The sequence below is a fragment of the Endozoicomonas arenosclerae genome, assembly GCF_001562015.1.
Lineage (GTDB): Bacteria > Pseudomonadota > Gammaproteobacteria > Pseudomonadales > Endozoicomonadaceae > Endozoicomonas_A > Endozoicomonas_A arenosclerae.
This window is the reverse complement of the sequence record NZ_LASA01000114.1, coordinates 23,647-43,487: the sequence shown is the minus strand read 5'-3', so window position 1 is coordinate 43,487 and position 19,841 is coordinate 23,647. Positions and strand designations below refer to the sequence as shown.

Here is a 19,841-nt window from a genome sequence, read left to right as displayed (position 1 = left end):
GTTCCGGCCCTTTATTGAGGCGTTATGCATTAAGAGACCGCAATGGATAGCAAGATCGCAGGAACACTTAGCCTTCTCGGTGCCGCCGCACTCTTAGGAATTTGGTGGATATTTTTATTCTCTGCCCGCCCTGAATGCTTTAACTCATATGAATTGGCTTACGAAGCCGTAAAGTATGTCCTTTCTCCGGCCGAACCTAATCGCTGGTTATTTCTGTCTACCTTGCTTTCCATACTAATCAGCTTTACTACCGGCTTGCTCTTAATAGCTGGCAAACAAAAAAATAGGGCAATGCTCCTAGTTCTCACACATACCATTGCAGCTATTTTCATATACACATGGTCATTGGTAGTTGCTATTGCTTTACCATTGTTATTCTTTAACAAGGTCTATCAACGTACATAACAAGGCCAACCACATTCGCACGCTACGCGTGCTGGCGGCGTTACATGTCATGAGTATGCTCAAAGATTTAGGCGGAAAAACATATACGGCTGCAAATGGGCAGCAAACATATGAGGTATTTTATGCTTCTGCTAGTTTGGTTCCTGTAATAAGTAAGCTGCTTCAAGAGAATTTTGGGTTTGAGCCAGTATCAAAGCCAGCGATCAGCCTAGACGAAGTTGTGGCTGAGGTCGAAAAGGACGGTATTAAGCTGGGGCTCGGCTGGGACAATTGGTCGGGCGCTTATGTAATGGGCTTCTGCGAAGAAGGTAGTAAGTGGGTAAATAAACTTTCTCACTTCCTAGATGATGAATTTGAAAAACCAAAATATAGAAAGTACGTCAACATGTAACAAGGCCAAGCAGCAACGCCAGCAAAGGTGGCTGGGCCTCGGCGGTGCTAAAGCCGTAAGGAAATAAATTGACTTCACTTAGAGATACATTGATTGAGTTAGAGCTGTATTGCTTAAAGCCTGAGGTTCGTTCTTCTAGACAAGAACTTGAAAAAATACTAGCTGATGACTTCATGGAAATACCAAGCACAGGTAAGCCTTATGATAAATCTCATGCGCTGAGTCGAATTCCAGGTGAAATTTCTCCAATTTTTACCCAGCAAGATTACGAGGTTAGAATACTCGATAAGGGCTTAGCACAGTTAATCTATAAAGCAACTATACAAAGGCCAAATGAGGAATCTATATCTTATTCTATACGAAATTCGATTTGGAAATTGAATGGAGGAATTTGGCAAATGCTGTTTCATCAAGGTACTCCATGTGAACCATTTAAAATTAGCTTTAACAAATCAAAGCAGTAGATAAACTACTGTTTGAAGCGTTATAACCTTTTAGAGTTCTGTAATTCAAATATGAGCAATAGAAAAAATTCTGGTCCAGTCATTGCTGCCCAAACTGGCTGGAACGAGTCATACCTAATTGGCACATAAGAAGAATTTCTGGCTTTTGCACATAGCATCATTGATGGAGTTACGGCTGCAAAAGAAGATCGTTTTTTTGATGAGCTTGCTAATACTAGTAACTATATATACGGTCAGCTTGGTGAATCTAGTGAAGTTCAGTTCGACTGGTTAGTTGTTACTCTGGACGATGAACAAACACTTAAAATAAGCCACAAAGTGCAAGGGTTATAGCAAGTGACTATGGCTCTGCGTCAAGTATTTATTGATATGGGCCAAAACATCCCGACAAAGACTTCTGTATATTGATCTGGGCCAAAACTTCCCGACAAGAGTTTCTGTATAACTGACACCTCATATTTGAGGTGTACATGAGCAAAGTCGACGGCCGTAAAATTTCCCATGATGTTCGAGAATCTATTCGTTTAGAGGCTATACACCTATGGCTGGAGGGCGCCACTGTCAATCAGCTATCCGAAAAGTATTCTACTCACAGGTCATGCGTTTACGACTGGATTGATCGTTATGAACGAGGTGGCTTGGAAGCCCTGAAAACTCGACCTATCAACGGTCGGCCTTCCAAACTGAGCTTGCAACAGAGAGAAGAGCTCACACTGATTATTTCATCAAAGCTCCCCACTGACTTTGGGTTTTATAAGGCTATGTGGACTCGGGATATTGTAGCTTCTGTCATCAAGTCTGAGTTTGGAGTGTCTATGCACCCAGCAGCCGTCGGTAAAATGCTCAAACGGTTGGGTCTCAGTCCTCAGAGGCCTGTACGAAAAGCCTGGCAACAGGATCAAAAAAAGTCAATGACTGGTTAACCCGACGTTACCCCGAGCTACGAAAAGAAGCTGAGGAACAGAATGCTGTCATTTACTTCGCAGATGAAGCCAGTATTCGCTCAGATTACCACAGTGGTACCACCTGGGCTCATAGAGGAAGGACTCCAATCGTTCCAGCAACAGGGGCTCGATTTTCAATAAATATGATTTCAGCAGTGAGCGGCGAAGGCACTATGAAATATATGACAATACCTGGCCGTTTCAATGCAGATGTTTTTATACGCTTCCTGAAACAGTTGCTGAAAGGCCATGATCGTCCAGTCATAGTAGTAGTCGATGGTCACCCGGCACACAAAGCAAAGAAAGTTCAGAATTACCTCAAATCAGAATCTCGATTATTGGGAATACATGTATTGCCTGCCTATTCCCCAGAGCTCAATCCTGATGAATTTGTCTGGGGATTCCTGAAATCAGGATGTATAGGAAGAATGATCTTAAGAACGAAAGATCAATTCCTTAAAGCCATTTCATCAGGCCTTAAGAAGCTTCAGAGGAGTCAAGGTATCATTCTTGGTTTCTTTAGAGCAGAGCATACTGCCTATGCATGTTTGGAGACGTTTTCGGGTAGTTAATGCACATATCAATAAGAAGCCCTGCTATCAGAGCTTTGCAATGGATTCGCAACAGAGGTTTCATTGAACCCTGCACAAAGACATAGCAAATAACAGCACTGGTTAAGAGTGCCAGTGCAACACCACGGCTTTCAGACAAAAACAGGAAAAAATACATCACAGTCAGTGGAAGCCAGCTCAGTCTCTTTAACAGTGTTGTTTTTTCATTCGCAAGTAAAGGCAGAAGGGCTAACAATGGAATTAACCAGTTTTGGGCATGATTCAAAGTTCTGGGATTAGTAAAACCATAAACAGTATGCATCCATGAATCCGGCGGGTATTGCAAATGAATGGCGTATTGAAAAAGGTAGCCAAAGCCATACAGCCCAATCGCCGATCCTGTGACTATAACGACCCTTACCAGATTTTTTTCATTAACACTGTCTGCAACAACCCATGTACTCAATATCAGAAAGCAATAAAGTCCAACTTCCTGAAGACCTTTCATGGGAAACTGACTTTGCAAAGCGGAGACAGAGCCTAAAAACAAAGCAATCAAGATCATCAACTTTGCAGACAAAGGCAGATAATCAAAAATCTTCAGCGTACTGAACCGGGATAAACACAAGATCAAGACAAGAAGAAAGAAAGTAACCTGCACAACCCTACGGAAGTTATAGCTGGATAACTCCACATCCAATACCAGGTGGGTACTCCACATAATAACCAAGACAAATCCCATAACAGTAACTATGAGGCTTGACCCTAATGGTTTGGTGCTATTAGTCAGCATAGGTATGGGTTATCGACCGTTGATTGGACTGTCATCGGCTGCTAGATCGATAGGAGCACCCCACTATCAATACTTATTTCTATAGGAGCCTTACCTACAATCTTTATTCAGTATGCAGAAATAAGGCAATTTAATAATTCCTTACTACAATGTAAGGAATTCCAAAAAATAGAGAGTCAGAAATGACAATAGCAAAATTAACCTCAAAAGGTCAGATTACTATACCCGCCAAAGTCAGGGCAGATCTAAACCTAAACGAAGGAGACCAACTAGAGTTCATCAAACAGGATGATGGTTCTTGGCAAATTGCCCCTAAAAATCTCAGTATTATGTCTCTATGTGGTGTTATAAAAACCGATATAAGCCTTTCAGATGACGAGATCAAAGCATGTATTTCAGAAGGCTTTTCAGGAAAAGACGATAACGATGATCAAGATAAAAGGATGGCAATATGATTGGCCTGGATGCAAACATCTTGCTCCGATTTCTGACTCAAGACCACAAAACTCATTCCAGACAAGCTTCAAAGCTGTTCAGACAGCTCACTCCTGAATATCAGGGTTATATCTCGGAACCTGTCATACTGGAACTCTATTTCACATTGCAAAGAGGCTATAAGCTGGAAAAAGCAGACTTGATTGCTATTCTGGAAAGCCTCCTCGCTACTAAAGAGTTAATCATTGAAAACTCATCCGACATGCAGGCAGCATTAAGATTATATAAGAAGGTGAAACCACAATTAAATGACTGCTTAATTGCAATAAAATGCCAAAAAGCAGGCTGCGAGGAAATCTTTTCTTTTGATAAGGATGCTCAGAAAGACCTTGGGATGAAAAAGCCGTCATAAGCATTTTTCAAAGCAGTCCGTCACGATGCTTCGGTGTCAATCATTCTCCCAAGGATTAAACAACTGAGCCTGACACAATCGCATATCGCTTGTATTACGAGTGACTACAGTGCAGTCATGTACTAAACCAGTGACTGCTATGAGCCCATCAATGACTGGCATAGGTGTTCCATTTTTTCACAAGTCTATATCTCTGGAGACTTCTTTGGCTCTATCAAACACATCAAAATCAGAATCTGCAAAGGGAGGCATCTTGAGAAAGTCACTCAGACTTTCCTCCGGTGCAGACATTTTCTGATAATCTTCAAATGAGATTACCACAGCTGCCTTGTGCCCATGTCGAGTCAAAAATTGCGGTCCATGCTCGTTAGCTCTGTCCACAATATGGCTAAACTTGCTTTTCGCTTCTTGCAACTGCCATTGATTATCCATTTTTATCTCCTGAATGATGCCCCTCAATAAAACCAGTCTGACTAGTCATAAATGTCAAATATAGGACAATTCTGGCTGGAAAGCTGGAAGCTGCGTAGAGCAAGCGGTTAGATTGTCAAAGATAAGAAGTGGCTTTTTATAGCTACTAAAGAAAAACCCACACAAATGTGATCGCCGTAAAGGGTTGATTTACCAACAGTTTTTAGACCATTAGTTCATCACCCCTCCGGCACAGATCCGTACGTGCACTACTAATGCATACGGCTCCTACCATCAATCAAACACACATTCGCTGATTTGGGTATGGGTGTGTGAGTGTACTGCTCGGGATGAAGTATTTGATGAGTTTCGTCATCTTTGTCCACGTCAGGGTGTGGCGCTGGCTGCGTTTTCGCAGGGCTCTCAGCCAGTAACGGCAGATTTCCCTCCTGAAGAGATTAATCGCTTTCAGGTTTCCGGGCACTGCAAAGTAGTTATTGTGTCCTTGTACGACACTTTTCAGCCATTTACCCTGTTCGAAGATATCTCTGTGACGATTTCTCAGCAAGATCTGTTTGATCTCCTTCAGTTTGGCTGTCAGCTTTTTCGAACCGGTGAACCGTTTTACCGTAAAGCCCCCATCTGAGCGCCTTGTTGAACAGATATGAGTGAACCCTAAAAAGTCGAAGGTTTCCGGTTTGCCCCGGTTTTTCTGTTTTCTATTGTTCTCTGCAAATCGGCCAAACTCCAGTAGTCGGGTTTTATCCCTGTTCAGCTCCAGACCAAACTTTTCCAACCGCTTATTCATTAGAGTCATGAAGTTGAGCGCGTCTGAGCGATATTGGAAGCCCATCACACTGTCGTCCGCAAAGCGGACGATGTAGCCCTCACCTCTGGCCTGTTTCTTGCGCCATTGGTGTGCCCATAAATCCAGAACATAGTGGAGGTAGATATTCGCCAGTAGTGGTGAAATCACTGCTCCCTGAGGGGTTCCAAGCCTTGTCCTGATTTTCCGGCCATCGTCGACTACCCCTGCCTTGAGCGTTTGCTCTACCAGCCTGAGTAGCCTTTTGTCTGCAATCCGGTGCTGCAAAAACTTCATCATCCAACCGTGGTCAATCTGATCGAAGAAACGGCTGATATCTGCGTCTACTACCCAACTGACTTTCCGGGTGGTTATCGCCATGTACACTGCGTCCAGTGCCTGATGTTGATTTCGTCCCGGCCTGAAGCCGTAACTGAACCCGAGAAAGTCTGCTTCGTAGATCGCTTCCAGCACCCACACCAGTGCCTGTTGCACCACCTTGTCCTCCACTGCAGTCACACCTATTGGACGGCGTTCGCCGTTTGGTTTGGGTAGCCAGATTCGGAGCACAGGTTGGGGTTTATAGGCTTGGGTATGAATGCGCGTATGAAGTGTTTGCACCCGCTCGGCCAGATTCTGACCGAAACTTTGCCAGCTTTCACCATCAACCCCCCTTGCTGCATTTCTGTTTAACCGTTGATAGGCTTTCAAGAGCAGTTCAGGGGTTATATGATGAAGCAGGTTATTGAATTGCAGCGACCGTTCCCGTTTTGCTGCTGTGTGCAGACGTGATAGCCCTGACATCCGTCCTTCCATGCTCTGTGTCACTGTCTGGATCGGCTTGTCACGCCGTTCTTGATGGTTAGTTTCCTTCGCTCCMCCGGCTCCGCCGTGTTGCGGTGTTTTTACCTTCMCTTTGTTCGCCGGTTTCTTCACTACTATGAAACTATCTGACTCCCTGCCTGCAAAGATGTTCGGTCTTCGTCAAACAGACTTCACCGAACCTGACCCGCATGGAATAGTGCGAATCGCAAACAGGGCCTCCCGAGTTCCGCACAAGAGACATCAATACATGCACCAGGTCTACAGACTCCGGAGAACCAACAAAGGTGCTTGCGATAACGCTCCTTTGTCGTTTTGCCTTCCCTTTCACCCAACAAGGTCGGCGTTCTCGATAATGATTTCGGAGCTCAATACTGAGCCTGTATCTTCCCCTGTCAACGCTTAACCATTGCCATTACTGACAACCGCCCATGACTCGGGGTTCCGGCGGTTTGCTAGACCTTACCGGATGAAGGGCTTTCACCTTCAATCTCTTGCCGATTTATCTCGGCGCACTGGGTGTCCTTTTAATATTAATATTGCTGGCTATACCAGTGCTGCAAGTAGTGAATACGTAACATAGTCGCTTTCAGATAAGGACGGCTTCCATTACCTGGCTTTAGATAAAAAGGTTCAATGACTGCTTCTAAGCGAGATCAGGGAATCAGCTTCTCCATTCGATGTAAGAACTTCTCTTTACGAGTCTGTAGCTTTTATGGGTGAACTCGCAACCGGAAAAAGTGAGCAGATTCTTTATGATGAACTCCAAGCATGAACTGATAGAAGATTAGCTCACAGGGGACTTTTTCACACTTCCCTAGTTCGAAAAAGGATTTATTGGCAAGAAATAACTTCCTTGATTCTGCCCTTTAGGAAAGATCTTAACCCAAACCCCAAACCTGTGCTTTACAGGTAGCCATGTAAACTCAAAGCTGGGCAAAGAATCAATATCCCTTTTACTGCTCTCCTCAAGTATTTTATAAAGTCTTTTCCCTTGGTATGTTTTCTCTATAATCTCTTCTTCCTTACAAGCTCTATAATACTTAGGATAATGTTGAATGTCTTTTCCGGATAAGGCAGAAAAAATCAGATCTGACTTTTCGACGGAGTCAGTTGGACTTTCTGTACAAACCTGTATTGGGCCATACCAGGAGAAATTTTGATACTGTAGAGATGCTTCTTGTAAATCAATATCATCTAACTCTACAGGAGTCATAATCTCTATACGATCTTTGACAAAGACAATATAAACTGGACGAGACTGTGCAACAGCATACAAACCATAAAAAAGAGCTGATAACTGCATAACAGCAACTATAGTATAATCCCTGAGCAACTCTTTTCTTGATTTTTCAGGATTATAAATAACAAGAGATATTAATGGACCAAGACAAATTTCAACAATGAGAATCAGCCAATAAATTTTTGTGCCTTCCAACATTTCTGACATCTGAGATGGATACCAGAAAAAAAAAATAACATTGCCAATTAGTACAGCAATTATGAGCGAAATAGCACCATGAACTGCTGCAGCTTTAAATTTTGATAAATAGAGTTTTTTTTTAGAAGGCATCATGCTAATACTTACTACTTAAGTACATTGTTACTCATAAAAAAAGAGCCTATAGAAGACTCTTTTTTAGGAATATAAATACAGTATGTTTATATTCTAAACTAACCAAGGTTAGCCTCGACACTCAGCTGGGGCAAGATTGGATGGTAAAGTAGCACTACCCGCTCCAGCCAATGAACCTGCAGAAACAAGGTTAGGACCTGTACCAGCGGCTAAACGCTCAGCGGAAAAACAATCCCACGTCACAGAACCAGCAGGTCTTGCTCCTACAGCCAAAGCAGCTGTATTAGACGTTGGCACCAGCACGAGCACGTTGGCACCAACGCCACTAACACGCGCCGAATACGTAACTTCTACAGCGCCAGTCGCATTATTAATTAGAATCTGGTTCACATTAAGAGAACTACCAGCAGTAGCTCCATCATCACCAAGGGTAACAATACATGTAGGTACAGCACCTGTACAAGGAACTAATGGAGCACCAACAGCCGCATTTGTCATAAACCCAGCCCCAAGTCCACCCAGTCCAGCAGGCGTTGCATTCGTAGCATTATCCAGAACGATGGTTTGAGCTCCTTTTGCCAAGCTCAACCCATCAACAACCCTGCCACGTGCAGAATAGTCTTGATAAGCAGGCATAGCCACAGCTGCCAAAATACCAATGATCGCCACCACGATCATCAATTCAATCAGCGTAAAACCGCTTTGTTGTTTTTTCATTATTCTTAGCCCCCTGAGGACATACATTTTTATTGTTCGATCAAACTGCCATTGCCGGGCCTAAGTACTGACCAGAGACGACTCACATCATCCTGGTTTGCACTGTTTACCCGCGGTGCCCGACAGTGACGCTTCCATAAATATTTCCCCACCAACTCCCTTTTTAATTTTTAGAATATGGTGGAAAAACAACCACTCATGGCTGTAATGTCTTCCTGACTGCTCGCTGAGAGCTTTTGATGTTGAGCTTTCAGTCTGATTTTTATTAATGAGACCCTGTGCGAAAGCTTTTCACCTACCTTATCCAACTGCAGAAACAGCACATAAATAAGGGTAATTCCTTACCCCAGTACGATATAGTTCACAGCAAAAAAAGCAACCTTTTTCTTAGGCATTTCTGTTGTTTAGGTCAACTTTTTCGGCTTGACACAAAGGGTGGTTTCTGACGTTTATTCGCAGACAGCGAGTAAGGCACCCGCCTACTCTCCCAAGGGCTAAAAAAGAAAAGAAAGCGTTAAAAACATGCAGTATCAGAGAAATGTGATGCTACGATGACAAAGCAGAGTTAGGTCTCAAAATAGATCAAAGCCATGAAGACCAGAGTGATTGTCACTCTGGCCAAAAATCAGCAGACATTGCCTGCTCATAACTCCAAGGAGAAGTTAACGGAAATGTTTTTACGGGTAAACCCGTTTCTTTTGCAACCTCAATCAAAGCATAACGGTAGGCTCTTTCCAAAGCAGAAGGAATTCGGGGTTTGAGGCTAGGGTTATCCTTAACATGATCAGCAAGTTCTTCTCTCTGGCCGATAGTCGTATATCGCCAACTGTTGGACTGCAGGCCTGGTTGATACTGCCACTTCAATAGATACATCAAGAGAGTTTTTAAAAAACTGACCACTTCTTGATACAAATTTTTTCCCACAGCTTCAATTTCCAATGCAATATTTTCAACATCCGCTTTATCAAGTTCCCCTGACCTGAACAGATCAAGCTGCTGATTGACCCACCGGTAAAAATCTGAATTGTAAAGAGGCTCTGCCATCAGATATCCCTCCTACTGTTGATGCAATGTAATCATCACGAAAGACGTTTTTCTGCTGATTTATACACCTCACTGCCCCGGCGCATGCCTACTGCAACCACCAGTATTGAAACCTTTTCATTATCGACCCTGTAAACAATTCGGGTATTACCCGTACGTATACGTCTACAGCCAGCCAATGAAGACCTCAAGGGCTTACCCAGTTTATCCGGCTCTCCTGCAGCAATACGGGTCTCTATTACTTTCAGTATTCGACGGGCTTCAGGCTTACCCAAAGATCTCAAATCCGAATACACCTCAGGCAGATAATCAATACGCCAGGCCACACACTCAATCCTCAAACCTTTTTAGCATATCGCTGTGGCTAATGGTCTCAGCAGCCTCATCAGCATCAAATGCAGAGAGCCTTTCTCTGGCAAGTGCTTCAACCCTTAACTCTTCAAGCTCTTCAACCATGGATTCAAACCTCTCCACACTCAACAAAACAGCCGCTGGCTGGTTATTTCGCATAACTACGTACTTATCACTCTCTTGATTACTGATTTTATCCAGATACGCTTTAAGCTGCCTGGCAAACTGTGTCACTGGTAGAGCCTGATCTGCTGAGTCCAATAATGCAGACATGAGTGAGAACCTCCTTGAAACATACAGTAAACTGATAATAGTCTGATAATTATCAGATAGCCAGTACAACCAAACGTTAATACTCATACATACTCCGTTCATCCTGAGCTTGTCGAAGGATGCTGGTAATGCACTTCGACAAGCTCAGTGCGAACGGTATGGAGTATAGAACTGGACTAGTCACCCGTGATGAAAAGGCTATCGTTATGCTTTCTCCACCCCCTAAGGACGATCTGAGCAATGATGAACTTACGGATTTAATTCGCTCAAGCCTGAAGGCAAATGTGGAAGCCCTTCAGCAGCTCTTGATAGAAGGGGAAGAGAGTGGAGACGCAGAGTACAGCTTGGACTCAATCATTGATGAGCTGGACCATGAGACAAGTTCAAAGTTCTGAGTTTGCAGGATTTATGCAAAGAGCCCTCCCAAACTCATAAGAGGGCACTGTTTTTAGTTGCAGTGCCTTGCAGACTGAACTCTGTAGACTCCTAACTCCTATCTTCAAACCACTTCCAACCCGGAAGCCTTGAAGTGAGCAAAAACATCCACTCCCACTTTCAACTTCAACCGATCAACTGACTTACGAGTCACCATAGCCATTAACGTCTGATTGCCAAAAGCCAGTGTGATTAACTGATGCCAGTCATCGTGCTGCTCTATAGATTCAATCACTACCGGTAGGCGATTTAGAACACTGGTGTCGCAGAAATCATCCAGAACTATGCTGACTTCATGGGCTGGAATAATCATCCGGACATTAGCTCCCAGCTCCAGTCCAGTTTCATGGACTTGCAACTGATGCCCTTCTGCTTCAATGAGCGTTAACCCATAGCCTGTATCATGACCCACAACCACGGTATCCAACATGGACAACAAGGGTTCATGCTGGTCGTCTACTGCCAAAGCATTATTAAGAAGTACCTGACTTTTATCTTTTCCGGTGACGACGCCCTGATTCAGTAACAGGACCTGATCGGTGAGTCTCGCGACTTCTTCCCTGGAATGACTAACCATTATGACGGGGATTTCAAAATCCCGATGGATATTTCTTAAACAAGGCAAGATAGTCGCTTTGGATTCCCAGTCCAGAGATGCCAGAGGTTCATCCATTAATAAAAGTTGAGGTGCATTGAGCAATGTTCGGGCGATAGCAACACGCTGCTTTTCTCCACCAGACAGCTTTTCGATGCCTCGATTCAATAGATGATCAATGCCCAGTTGATTCACCACATCATCAAATGCAAGGCCTTTTCGATCAGAGCGGGCTCGTTTCATAGAAAACTGAAGATTGCCCAGAACACTGAGATGAGGAAACAACCTTGCTTCCTGAAATATGTAACCAATCCCTCGTTGTTCAGCCGCTACAAACAGTCCCTGTTCACTATCCATCCAAACCTGATCGTTAAACTGAATCCGCCCCTTGGCATGTTTTTCCAAACCAGCCAGAGTGCGCAGGAGAGAGGTTTTACCACAACCCGATGGGCCCATAATGCCCCAAACAGCATCAAGCTCCAGGGACGCATTCACAGCGAGATCAAACCGGTCTCTGGGTAGTTGAATATCCAGTTTCAACATCAGTGGTTTCTCACTCCTGAAACATGCCTTTTATCAATGCTGTACAGGGCTACCAGCATCATCAGGGCAAATACCAGCAATCCGGCTGCCATGGTATGAGCCTGGTCAAACTGTTGGGTTTCAACTGCATCATAAAGAGCTATGGAGAGCACCTGGGTTTCGCCAGGAATATTGCCACCAATCATTAGCACAACACCAAACTCACCCACGGTATGAGCAAATCCCATACAACCTGCAAGCAACAATGCACGTATAGAATTGGGTAAAACAATATTCATAAAGCGATCCAGTCTGCTGGCTCCCAGCATTGAGGCCGCTTCCAATAACCCATGATCCAGCTGTTCAAACGCTCTCTGCAGGGGTTGTACGACAAAAGGCAATGAATACAGTACTGAAGCCACGACCAGGCCGGAGAAACTGAACGCCAGCGTTGAACCGGTTAAATCAACCCACCACTGGCCCAACGTATTTTCAGGTGAGAAGGCAATAAGTAGATAAAAGCCCAGAACGGTGGGCGGTAACACCAGGGGCAAGCCAACAAATGCTTCTATCAATGGCCGGCAACGACTCTTCATATTGGCCAGTTTCCAGGCCAGAGGAATCCCCACCAGCATTAATAGAACCGTGGTAATCAGCGCTAATTTAATGGTCAGCCAAATGGCTGTTGTCAGCATTATTCAGCCTTATCCTTTGAAGGAAAATAACCATGCTCGGCAATATAGTTTTGGGATGGTGAGGACAGTACAAAATCAGAAAAGGCTCTGGCCGCTTTACCATTCTTTGTACTTTTCAGGATCACCATATCCTGACGAATCGGCTCATATAGCTTTTCAGGAACATGAGTGATCTGTTTGAGTTCATCGCCCTTTAGCTGGGATAAAGCCACCAGTCCCATCTCAACATTCCCACTGGCTACAAATTGCCAGGTCTGCTGGATGTTTGCCCCCTGAACTAAACGTCCATGGAAGCCTTGCCACAACCCCAGCTTTTCAAGAGACTGTTCAGCTGCCAGGCCATAGGGAGCCGTTTTAGGGTTAGCAATGGCCAACTTACCTTTCCAGCCTTTCAACTGCTCAACGGTATACGGCTTTTTATGGTCTTTAGAACGATCCCACAATACTAAACGACCGTAAGCATAAGTCTTGCGACTGTCAGCAAAGGCTTTGCCGTTTTTTTCGAGCTCCAGCGGCCTAGCCTGATCTGCAGAGAAAAACAGATCAAAAGGCGCTCCATGCATAATCTGGTTATACAGCACACCGGTTGAAGCGGATGAAACCGTCACCTTATTACCGGTTTGCTGATTGAACTGTTCAGCCAGATGTTCAAGAACCGGCTTGAAGTTAGCCGATACCGCCACTCGAAGATCAACCGCCATGCTGTTCATACTGAACAGCACCGTCAGAATAGCCAACCAATACTTCACTATTACTCCTGATTCCAGCGTTTCGCTGCTACATCATCAGATTCACGGGCATCTACCCAGCGATCCCCCTCCGGAGTGGTTTCTTTTTTCCAGAAAGGTGCACGGGTTTTCAGGTAATCCATGACAAATTCACAGATCTCAAAGGCCGCTTTGCGATGGGCACTGGCAACACCCACAAAAACAATCCGGTCACCAGGATGCAACTGCCCTACCCTGTGAATCACCTTGATCGCCTGCAGCGGCCAGCGTTCAGCCGCTTCCTCAATGATTTCCTGCAGAGCTTTTTCAGTCATCCCCGGGTAGTGTTCGAGGTACAGCCCACCGACATCGTCACCCAGATTCTCGTCTCTGACCAAACCTGAAAAAGTGACAACAGCACCAGTCCCCGTACTTTGGCTGAGCTGATCCTGCTCATAGCCCGGATCAAAATCTTCCTGCTGTATCGAGATCATGATCAGCCTCCGGTGACCGGAGGGAAGAAAGCCACTTCATCACCGTCACTCAGCTCAAAGTCCTTTCGGGTCATACTCTGATTCAGAGCCACGAGTGTGCGGGCATCATTGACAACTTCCTGCCAGTCTGCCCCTTTTGCACTGAGCAATTCACGCAGGGCTGAAAGGTTGGCAGGCATCTGATCCAGCTCCAGGCTATCAACCCCCAGCTTTTCGCGGTAACTGGCAAAAAACAGAACCTTAATCATGATGGATTCTCCGCCTGCTGCTCTGCCTGATAGTGCCCACTCTTGCCACCGCTCTTTTCCAGGACTCGCACCCCTTCAATCCGCATATCCTTGTCTACCGCCTTGCACATGTCGTAGATGGTCAGGGCTGCTACAGAAGCGGCAGCAAGTGCTTCCATCTCCACACCGGTTTTTCCACTAAGACGACAACAGGTTTCTATACGAATACGGTTTTGCTCAGGCTCCAGTTCAAACTCAACACCAATAAAGTTGAGCATCAGAGGGTGACACAGTGGAATCAGATTGCCGCACTGCTTTGCAGCCTGAATACCGGCAATGCGTGCTACCGCCAGAACGTCGCCTTTTTTCAGCCCGTTGTCTGCTACCAGAGCCAATGTTTCCGGCTTCATCACCACAAAGCCTTCAGCACGGGCTTCTCTGCGGGTAACATCTTTGTCACCCACGTCTACCATGCTGGCCTTTCCTTCGTCGTTGGTATGAGTCAGGGACATCAGCCTTCAACCTTTTTCAGTTGTTCGACAAAGTTGCAGGGACGGTGACGACTGTCCAGCTGCTCTTTGATAATGCCTTCCCAGGCTGTCTTGCAGGCATTGTTGGAGCCGGGCATTACAAAGATCACTGTGCCATTGGCAAACCCTGCAACCGTTCTGGACTGAATGGTAGAGGTACCAATCTGCTCGTAGGAAAGCTGACGGAACAATTCACCATAGCCGTCTACTTCCTTGTCAAAAATAGGCAGCAGCGCTTCAGGAGTACTGTCACGACCAGAAAAGCCGGTGCCACCGGTCACCAGAACGGCCTGAACCGTTTCCGAGGCAATCCAGCGTGAAACCACTTCACGAATCTTATAGATGTCGTCTTTTACAATGGCCTTGTCTGCCAGCTTATGGCCGGTAGCCGTCAGGTTATCCACCAGCAGATGGCCTGAGGTATCCGTTTCTTCGGTACGGGTGTCAGAAACAGTCAGTACCGCAACATTCAGGGGTACAAATTCAGTGACTTGCTTATGAGCCATTATGCTCTCCGTTTAAACCGTGTTCTCTTCGCCCAGGGCGGTTTTGGCTGTCTGCCACTCTTCAGGGGTGTTGGTATTCTGGAAACGCTCTTCCATTTCGTCAGGAAGAGGAATAGTGACACCCTGTAAGCGATCAAACAGGCGCCTGAGAGAATAATCTTTGTGGTTCTGACTGCTCAACGCACTTTCAACAGCGGTACGCAGATCAGAATTAACCGTTAGAACCAGAGGCAGGGTAAATGCTTCAAACATCACAGCCCCGACTTGTCTGGCCCTGTTTTCGGGAATCGCGAGGGATGATACCAGTTTTTTGCAGGCAGCGGCTGGCAACAATGGCATATCCACCGGTACCACTAACAGGCATACCCCGTCAGGCAAACCGGCTATTGCCCCATGAATGCCACTCAGGGGACCTTTACCAGGAATAATATCCGGCAGCGCCAAACGGCCAAACTGGGCACCACTGAGCAACACGTCATCCACACCGGATTCATGTAACAGATTTTGCATGTGTTGATACAGAGGAATGTTCTGCCAGATCAGACGGGCTTTGTCTTGCCCCATGCGAGAGGACTGGCCGCCTGCCAGCACCAGTCCTATTGTCTTGGCCATAATAACCACGCCCTGACTCTGAGTAAGCCGGAAGGAACTTTGCCTCCCTCCGAATGCTCATAGCGAAAGAAAAAATACGGGCAGAGATTCTATCAGCCTGACAGATCAACGTTAAGGCTGTGTGGTTAGATAGGCCGATAGTGCTTGAATATCAGAGCTTTCCAGTTCTGCCGCCACAGGTCTCATGGGAGAGTTGGTGCGCCTTTTCCCTTCCTTAAAAGCCTCAAGAGTATTCATCAGATAATCTTCAGGCTGACCCGCAAGCCTGGGCATAGCATGATTACCATTAGCATCAACACCGTGGCAAACAGCACACTTGCCTGAATAGAGTCTTTCCCCCTCTGCCACATGCTGCGGCTGCTGACTCATTCTTGGTTCAGCTTTCAGCTGGCTGTAGTAAAGCGCAATATTGACCCGCTCATCATCACTGAGAATGTTGGCCAGCTTGGACATAACCGGACTTTCCCTTTCTCCCCGGGCAAAACTCTCAAACTGGTTGATCAGGTATTCCGGCGTCTGGGAAGCCAGATTAGGAATATAAGTTCTGACACTGTTGCCGTCCTTACCATGACAGTAACCGCACAATACGACCCGGTCTTCACCCAGCCTGAGTGCCTGTTCATAGGTTGCAGGATCTGCCATTTTCTTTTTGGCCATGTCCAGCAAGACTACAGAGTCTGACGCCACAGCCATATTGAATACCCCTGTCAGCAGCATCCACCACTTGTACATTCTTGTTCTTTTCCTGTTTTTTTATTGGATAAGTCACCGCCGGAAAGGACAACTACTCCCTGAAGCCCAACGGCTGAAGTCGTTGGGCATTATATAGCCAGTATTAATAACCACAATATATTTATGGATATTCTTTTCCCGCTTTACCGACCCGCCACCCTGCCGCTAAATAAAGTGATGGACTCCGCCCAAAAGGCCAGACACAACCATGCTCACTATTGAACAGCAGCTGAGCCAGAACCTGCAAAAACTCGATCAGGCCGCCCAGGAAGGCAGGGCCAGTCGCGTGACGCTGCACAAGGGAAAACTGGTTGTTGAAACTTCGCCCACCAACGCTGCCAGAAAAAAAGCCTGGCAGCTGTCCCACCGCCGGAATAAAGCAGCCGAAAAGCAGCTCAGGGATATGGTCGTAGAGGTGATCGGCCAACCTGACACCAGCCTCTCTCTGAGAAAACAGATCGTTGAAGGTGCCAAAGCCAACCGCTACTCCTTTTTTACAAAAAGCGATGCCAGCACAATCATCGCCAACGAAGCCCTGCTGCTGGCCCCGGTACAGAAGAAAAAACCAGCACCTTCAAAGCCTCTCCCAAAAAGAAGAATCAAGCTTGTTGATGCCATGAAGTCCAACGGACCCGCCAAACGGGTACCCAGAAACCCCAACCGACACCGGTTTCCTGACGCTTTGAAAGAGAGTCGTCCGGCTAAAGTTATCCACAAGAAAGACCAGAGAGAAAAGCCTCCCATTCCATTTACACCGCCCACCGTAGTGGTAACGCCTCCGACTGAAGAAGAGGTAAAGCTGGATTCATCCAGACTGGTTGATTTTGAATCGACCCCCTTGCAACCAACCTCTTCCGAAATCATACCGACTCCAATGAGCTCAGGCGGTATTCCATATACACCCACACCTGTGGACTTACCCGAAGAGGCTGCCCACGCCCCCGTTTTTAATGTCTCTGGACCAATTGACCTGGTTCCTCTGGATAACCTTGAAGAACCGGTTATTTTTCCGAAAAAACCTGCAGAAATGCTTAAGGATGCCTGTGAAGAATTAGCGAGCAAACGACCTAATATCAACCTGAACGACACTGGGCATTTTCTCTGGTTGTATTACACAAGTGAGTTTCTTGAGCAAGGCTCGGACGATGCGGTAGCTTTGAAAGAGCAGCTGGATGAAGATTTCGAGGCTGCCGGTCTGTCTTCTCACTACAAGAAACTGCAAACCGAAAAGATGTGGCAGGCTGTCCGGATGTTGAAAATTGACATGCCTCCAAAGGCCTTCAGCGAACATTTGAATGCTATGAGCGAGATCAGTACTCCGCAGCGCTTAAAACTCACAGGTCACCTGGTCAGGGACATCCATGAAAACAGTTTTCGTAAAGTACTTCACCCCAATGGCGATCCAGCCAAAAGAGTGGATGCTCTTCAGTTAGAGTTTCTTGAGCAAGTCAAAGATACCGATGAATTAATGGAAGACCTTGGCTTTGAAGTTTACGATCCTGATGAAAGCGATAAGCCACTGAAAGTCAGGTCGAAGGAAGTCAACGTCAGAGCACAGCTCAAGGATGAACTGTTAACTTACAGCACAGATCATGAATCTTTCGCTCAGCTGGTTGATCAGTTGAAAGAGATTGACCCTTCACGAGTCCGACAAAAAGTCAGAGAAGGTGAAAGGCTGGACCCTGAAGAGTTGCAGGCCGTTGTCGCCGCTAAAAAACAGAAACTTGAAATTGCCCAGATTCTGGGAAGAAAATGGGGCGATTCACTCCTGCTGGATGGCCGTAACTGGCCTGATGATGATGCAAGACCTTCACTGTATAAGCTATATGAACTTGCCAGCCTGGATAGCCCTGAAATAAGTGCCACATTAAGCAACTGGATTGTAAACAAACATCACCAAGCCCAATACCACCCAAAAGTACTCATAGATGGCTCAAGCTTCCATGGTCTGCTGGCGGCTCTAACACAAGTGGAAGCTGGTGCAGATGTTACCCTGCTGCTGAGTCCGGAAATTCTCTTCAACCCTTCCGAAACCGTCAGGCTGGATCCTCAGTGGATAGAATCGCTGCGCTTTTATTTGGGTGGACAATTCTATCAACTTTTCACTTCTGCACCTGCTCTCGAGTATGCAGGCAAAAGTTCGGGTCTGATTCATCAAGACGGGTTTGGGGAAATTTCAGCAGGCTCGCTTCACCAGGCTCTTTGGAATCAGGTCCTTGAAATCACAAAGAAAGACTCAACGCCACTTACCATGATATCCAACGCCCAAGTCACAGATATTGAAGAACCTGATCAGCCTGATGGTAAATACCTTGTCCACCTTGAGCGCCAGGGTCAATCCACACCTCATAGAAACAAGACTCCGGTAGACCTGTTGATTAATGCTCGAAGAGCACCCAACGCTCCCAGCTCGAAATACCTGGAAACAGAGACCGCGACCAACAAGACACAGAAGGTTGTCAGCCATGTACAAGCCACACCAACCCAGCGCCTCGCCTGTCGGTGTGCTTTTTCAGTATCCCAATCCCCTACCCTGACAAAGCCTCTGGGAGAGAGCCCTTTCGATGTTATTGTTCCAGACAAATCCTTCAGACAGTCTCTGGTCAGAAACATGACGGAAAGACTCGGGCACAGAGCTCAGCCACTGCCCAACGTAAGAGAACACATACAATCCGGTATCCAGCTGGAACTGATTGAACACAAGGTCAACTTCGAGAACAGAAGCCAATATAAACCTGTGCAAGAGATAAAAAACCTGTATGTCGCCATGAAGAATACACCGATGCATCTGAAAACCATTCATTCTGAACATCGGGATTCTCTTCAGCTGGATATGGAACTCCCTCCCCCACTGATAAAATTTCTTCAGGCTGCCGACGCTTATCTCCAACACCTGGAGGCCACTCCAGAAGAGTCTGCAATCGTGCAACAGCAAATCCTGGCCGCATGGTTCGAGACGGTTGCCGTCCAGATGCATTTACCCAAAAGAGGCATACGGCCTGAACATCTAATAGATGATTCTTTATTAACCTTTACACCCGAACATACCTATCTCGCCCCCCCTGTGGAAACCCTGGAAGCCTACAACAGTACTATTCTGACCATAACCGCCATCGGACCTGCAGCAGTCAATAATCCTTTGTCTGCAGAAGCTAATCAGAGTGCAGCCAGAGAGCATATTTTTCGCTGTCAGGAGCTGACTGAAAAACTGTCAGAGCATCACACCCCGGCAGGTCATCTGAATGACCTTGAAAACCTGCTCGAAGATACGGGCCTGATGGAAGGACACTATGAAAAACTGCAATCTTTTGTCACCGCCGAGGATTAATCCTGCAAGCTGCCAAACCTTGATTAAACTTTAGTGTTTTCTCCCCTCTCAACCAACACTAATA

26 protein-coding genes are annotated in these 19,841 nt (G+C 46.0%); 9 read left to right on the top strand and 17 right to left on the bottom strand.

Going from position 1 to position 19,841, the window contains the following annotated elements:
* The first annotated feature begins 42 nt into the window (after positions 1 to 42).
* The 5 genes from WG89_RS18055 (at position 43) to WG89_RS32960 (ending at position 2,776) form a co-directional block, all read left to right on the top strand.
* Entirely contained in the window at positions 43 to 405 is a 363-nt protein-coding gene (locus WG89_RS18055) for a hypothetical protein (RefSeq protein ID WP_062268527.1), read from the top strand.
* Positions 406 to 454: 49 nt separating this feature from the next.
* The gene (locus WG89_RS18050; protein ID WP_062268526.1) at positions 455 to 796 is read left to right on the top strand and encodes a hypothetical protein; all 342 of its coding nucleotides are present in this window, start codon (positions 455 to 457) and stop codon (positions 794 to 796) included.
* A 68-nt stretch (positions 797 to 864) separates the two neighbouring features.
* Complete coding sequence (locus WG89_RS18045) at positions 865 to 1,260, top strand: nuclear transport factor 2 family protein (RefSeq protein WP_062268525.1); 396 nt, start codon at positions 865 to 867, stop codon at positions 1,258 to 1,260.
* 470 nt (positions 1,261 to 1,730) lie between these two features.
* The gene (locus WG89_RS18040) at positions 1,731 to 2,183 is read left to right on the top strand and encodes a winged helix-turn-helix domain-containing protein (RefSeq protein ID WP_062260948.1); all 453 of its coding nucleotides are present in this window, start codon (positions 1,731 to 1,733) and stop codon (positions 2,181 to 2,183) included.
* A complete protein-coding gene (locus tag WG89_RS32960) occupies positions 2,147 to 2,776 on the top strand; it encodes an IS630 family transposase (RefSeq protein ID WP_079253905.1) in 630 nt (209 codons plus the stop codon). The genes WG89_RS18040 and WG89_RS32960 overlap by 37 nt, the downstream gene beginning before the upstream one ends.
* On the opposite strand, the gene WG89_RS18035 is transcribed toward WG89_RS32960, so the two are convergent.
* Complete coding sequence (locus WG89_RS18035; protein WP_172806850.1) at positions 2,724 to 3,485, bottom strand: hypothetical protein; 762 nt, start codon at positions 3,483 to 3,485, stop codon at positions 2,724 to 2,726. The genes WG89_RS32960 and WG89_RS18035 overlap by 53 nt on opposite strands.
* A 245-nt stretch (positions 3,486 to 3,730) precedes the next feature.
* Between WG89_RS18035 and WG89_RS18030 the strand changes: the two genes are divergently transcribed.
* Both WG89_RS18030 and WG89_RS18025 read left to right on the top strand, forming a co-directional pair.
* A complete protein-coding gene (locus WG89_RS18030; RefSeq protein WP_062268523.1) occupies positions 3,731 to 4,003 on the top strand; it encodes an AbrB/MazE/SpoVT family DNA-binding domain-containing protein in 273 nt (90 codons plus the stop codon).
* Entirely contained in the window at positions 4,000 to 4,395 is a 396-nt protein-coding gene (locus tag WG89_RS18025; protein ID WP_062268522.1) for a PIN domain-containing protein, read from the top strand. Before WG89_RS18030 ends, WG89_RS18025 begins: the two co-directional genes overlap by 4 nt.
* A gap of 177 nt (positions 4,396 to 4,572) precedes the next feature.
* Here the strand turns inward: WG89_RS18025 and WG89_RS18020 are convergent, their stop codons facing one another.
* The 7 genes from WG89_RS18020 to WG89_RS17990 form a co-directional block, all read right to left on the bottom strand.
* Entirely contained in the window at positions 4,573 to 4,827 is a 255-nt protein-coding gene (locus tag WG89_RS18020) for a type II toxin-antitoxin system Phd/YefM family antitoxin (protein WP_062268521.1), read from the bottom strand.
* 277 nt (positions 4,828 to 5,104) lie between these two features.
* Positions 5,105 to 6,415 carry a group II intron reverse transcriptase/maturase gene (ltrA, locus tag WG89_RS18015; RefSeq protein ID WP_079253906.1) on the bottom strand — a complete coding sequence of 437 codons (1,311 nt, stop codon included), beginning with the start codon at positions 6,413 to 6,415 and terminating at the stop codon, positions 5,105 to 5,107.
* Between the two features lie 835 nt (positions 6,416 to 7,250).
* Positions 7,251 to 8,009 (bottom strand): hypothetical protein, encoded by a 759-nt coding sequence (locus WG89_RS18010; RefSeq protein ID WP_153301667.1) that lies wholly within the window; start codon positions 8,007 to 8,009, stop codon positions 7,251 to 7,253.
* A gap of 108 nt (positions 8,010 to 8,117) precedes the next feature.
* On the bottom strand, positions 8,118 to 8,726 hold the full coding sequence (locus tag WG89_RS32210) for a pilin (protein ID WP_062268519.1): 609 nt from the start codon (positions 8,724 to 8,726) through the stop codon (positions 8,118 to 8,120).
* Between the two features lie 609 nt (positions 8,727 to 9,335).
* Positions 9,336 to 9,770: a DUF29 domain-containing protein gene (locus tag WG89_RS18000; RefSeq protein ID WP_062268518.1), complete on the bottom strand. Its 435-nt coding sequence runs from the start codon at positions 9,768 to 9,770 to the stop codon at positions 9,336 to 9,338.
* Between the two features lie 35 nt (positions 9,771 to 9,805).
* The gene (locus WG89_RS17995) at positions 9,806 to 10,096 is read right to left on the bottom strand and encodes a type II toxin-antitoxin system RelE family toxin (RefSeq protein ID WP_062268517.1); all 291 of its coding nucleotides are present in this window, start codon (positions 10,094 to 10,096) and stop codon (positions 9,806 to 9,808) included.
* Between the two features lie 4 nt (positions 10,097 to 10,100).
* A complete protein-coding gene (locus tag WG89_RS17990) occupies positions 10,101 to 10,394 on the bottom strand; it encodes a type II toxin-antitoxin system prevent-host-death family antitoxin (RefSeq protein ID WP_062268516.1) in 294 nt (97 codons plus the stop codon).
* 158 nt (positions 10,395 to 10,552) lie between these two features.
* On the opposite strand from WG89_RS17990, the gene WG89_RS17985 reads away from it, so the two are divergent.
* The gene (locus WG89_RS17985; protein WP_216638514.1) at positions 10,553 to 10,789 is read left to right on the top strand and encodes a type II toxin-antitoxin system ParD family antitoxin; all 237 of its coding nucleotides are present in this window, start codon (positions 10,553 to 10,555) and stop codon (positions 10,787 to 10,789) included.
* Positions 10,790 to 10,893: 104 nt separating this feature from the next.
* Here the strand turns inward: WG89_RS17985 and modC are convergent, their stop codons facing one another.
* From modC to WG89_RS17940, 9 genes are all read right to left on the bottom strand, one after another.
* Positions 10,894 to 11,967 (bottom strand): molybdenum ABC transporter ATP-binding protein, encoded by a 1,074-nt coding sequence (modC, locus tag WG89_RS17980; RefSeq protein WP_062268514.1) that lies wholly within the window; start codon positions 11,965 to 11,967, stop codon positions 10,894 to 10,896.
* Entirely contained in the window at positions 11,967 to 12,641 is a 675-nt protein-coding gene (modB, locus tag WG89_RS17975; RefSeq protein ID WP_062268513.1) for a molybdate ABC transporter permease subunit, read from the bottom strand. Before modB ends, modC begins: the two co-directional genes overlap by 1 nt.
* Positions 12,641 to 13,390: a molybdate ABC transporter substrate-binding protein gene (gene modA / locus WG89_RS17970; RefSeq protein WP_062268512.1), complete on the bottom strand. Its 750-nt coding sequence runs from the start codon at positions 13,388 to 13,390 to the stop codon at positions 12,641 to 12,643. The genes modB and modA overlap by 1 nt, the downstream gene beginning before the upstream one ends.
* 2 nt (positions 13,391 to 13,392) lie before the next feature.
* Positions 13,393 to 13,842, bottom strand: coding sequence for a molybdopterin synthase catalytic subunit MoaE (gene moaE / locus WG89_RS17965; RefSeq protein ID WP_062268511.1), 450 nt, complete (start codon positions 13,840 to 13,842; stop codon positions 13,393 to 13,395).
* Positions 13,843 to 13,844: 2 nt separating this feature from the next.
* Positions 13,845 to 14,090: a molybdopterin converting factor subunit 1 gene (gene moaD, locus WG89_RS17960; protein WP_062268510.1), complete on the bottom strand. Its 246-nt coding sequence runs from the start codon at positions 14,088 to 14,090 to the stop codon at positions 13,845 to 13,847.
* Complete coding sequence (gene moaC / locus WG89_RS17955) at positions 14,087 to 14,584, bottom strand: cyclic pyranopterin monophosphate synthase MoaC (protein ID WP_153301666.1); 498 nt, start codon at positions 14,582 to 14,584, stop codon at positions 14,087 to 14,089. Before moaC ends, moaD begins: the two co-directional genes overlap by 4 nt.
* A complete protein-coding gene (gene moaB / locus WG89_RS17950; protein ID WP_062268508.1) occupies positions 14,581 to 15,105 on the bottom strand; it encodes a molybdenum cofactor biosynthesis protein B in 525 nt (174 codons plus the stop codon). Before moaB ends, moaC begins: the two co-directional genes overlap by 4 nt.
* A 12-nt stretch (positions 15,106 to 15,117) precedes the next feature.
* Entirely contained in the window at positions 15,118 to 15,717 is a 600-nt protein-coding gene (mobA, locus tag WG89_RS17945) for a molybdenum cofactor guanylyltransferase (RefSeq protein ID WP_062268507.1), read from the bottom strand.
* A gap of 111 nt (positions 15,718 to 15,828) precedes the next feature.
* Positions 15,829 to 16,449, bottom strand: coding sequence for a c-type cytochrome (locus tag WG89_RS17940; RefSeq protein WP_062268506.1), 621 nt, complete (start codon positions 16,447 to 16,449; stop codon positions 15,829 to 15,831).
* 208 nt (positions 16,450 to 16,657) lie between these two features.
* Here WG89_RS17940 and WG89_RS17935 point away from each other — a divergent pair, with 208 nt between their 5' ends.
* Entirely contained in the window at positions 16,658 to 19,777 is a 3,120-nt protein-coding gene (locus WG89_RS17935) for a hypothetical protein (protein WP_062268505.1), read from the top strand.
* The last annotated feature ends 64 nt before the right edge of the window (positions 19,778 to 19,841 follow it).

Coding starts and splice junctions, on each gene's coding strand:
- WG89_RS18055 (WP_062268527.1), top strand. CDS start 43: ATGGATAGCAAGATCGCAGGAACACTTAGCCTTCTCGGTGCCGCCGCA.
- WG89_RS18050 (WP_062268526.1), top strand. CDS start 455: ATGAGTATGCTCAAAGATTTAGGCGGAAAAACATATACGGCTGCAAAT.
- WG89_RS18040 (WP_062260948.1), top strand. CDS start 1,731: ATGAGCAAAGTCGACGGCCGTAAAATTTCCCATGATGTTCGAGAATCT.
- WG89_RS18030 (WP_062268523.1), top strand. CDS start 3,731: ATGACAATAGCAAAATTAACCTCAAAAGGTCAGATTACTATACCCGCC.
- WG89_RS18025 (WP_062268522.1), top strand. CDS start 4,000: ATGATTGGCCTGGATGCAAACATCTTGCTCCGATTTCTGACTCAAGAC.
- WG89_RS18020 (WP_062268521.1), bottom strand. CDS start 4,827: ATGGATAATCAATGGCAGTTGCAAGAAGCGAAAAGCAAGTTTAGCCAT.
- ltrA (WP_079253906.1), bottom strand. CDS start 6,415: ATGTCAGGGCTATCACGTCTGCACACAGCAGCAAAACGGGAACGGTCG.
- WG89_RS18010 (WP_153301667.1), bottom strand. CDS start 8,009: ATGATGCCTTCTAAAAAAAAACTCTATTTATCAAAATTTAAAGCTGCA.
- WG89_RS32210 (WP_062268519.1), bottom strand. CDS start 8,726: ATGAAAAAACAACAAAGCGGTTTTACGCTGATTGAATTGATGATCGTG.
- WG89_RS18000 (WP_062268518.1), bottom strand. CDS start 9,770: ATGGCAGAGCCTCTTTACAATTCAGATTTTTACCGGTGGGTCAATCAG.
- WG89_RS17990 (WP_062268516.1), bottom strand. CDS start 10,394: ATGTCTGCATTATTGGACTCAGCAGATCAGGCTCTACCAGTGACACAG.
- WG89_RS17985 (WP_216638514.1), top strand. CDS start 10,553: ATGGAGTATAGAACTGGACTAGTCACCCGTGATGAAAAGGCTATCGTT.
- modC (WP_062268514.1), bottom strand. CDS start 11,967: ATGTTGAAACTGGATATTCAACTACCCAGAGACCGGTTTGATCTCGCT.
- modB (WP_062268513.1), bottom strand. CDS start 12,641: ATGCTGACAACAGCCATTTGGCTGACCATTAAATTAGCGCTGATTACC.
- moaE (WP_062268511.1), bottom strand. CDS start 13,842: ATGATCTCGATACAGCAGGAAGATTTTGATCCGGGCTATGAGCAGGAT.
- moaD (WP_062268510.1), bottom strand. CDS start 14,090: ATGATTAAGGTTCTGTTTTTTGCCAGTTACCGCGAAAAGCTGGGGGTT.
- moaB (WP_062268508.1), bottom strand. CDS start 15,105: ATGGCTCATAAGCAAGTCACTGAATTTGTACCCCTGAATGTTGCGGTA.
- mobA (WP_062268507.1), bottom strand. CDS start 15,717: ATGGCCAAGACAATAGGACTGGTGCTGGCAGGCGGCCAGTCCTCTCGC.
- WG89_RS17940 (WP_062268506.1), bottom strand. CDS start 16,449: ATGTACAAGTGGTGGATGCTGCTGACAGGGGTATTCAATATGGCTGTG.
- WG89_RS17935 (WP_062268505.1), top strand. CDS start 16,658: ATGCTCACTATTGAACAGCAGCTGAGCCAGAACCTGCAAAAACTCGAT.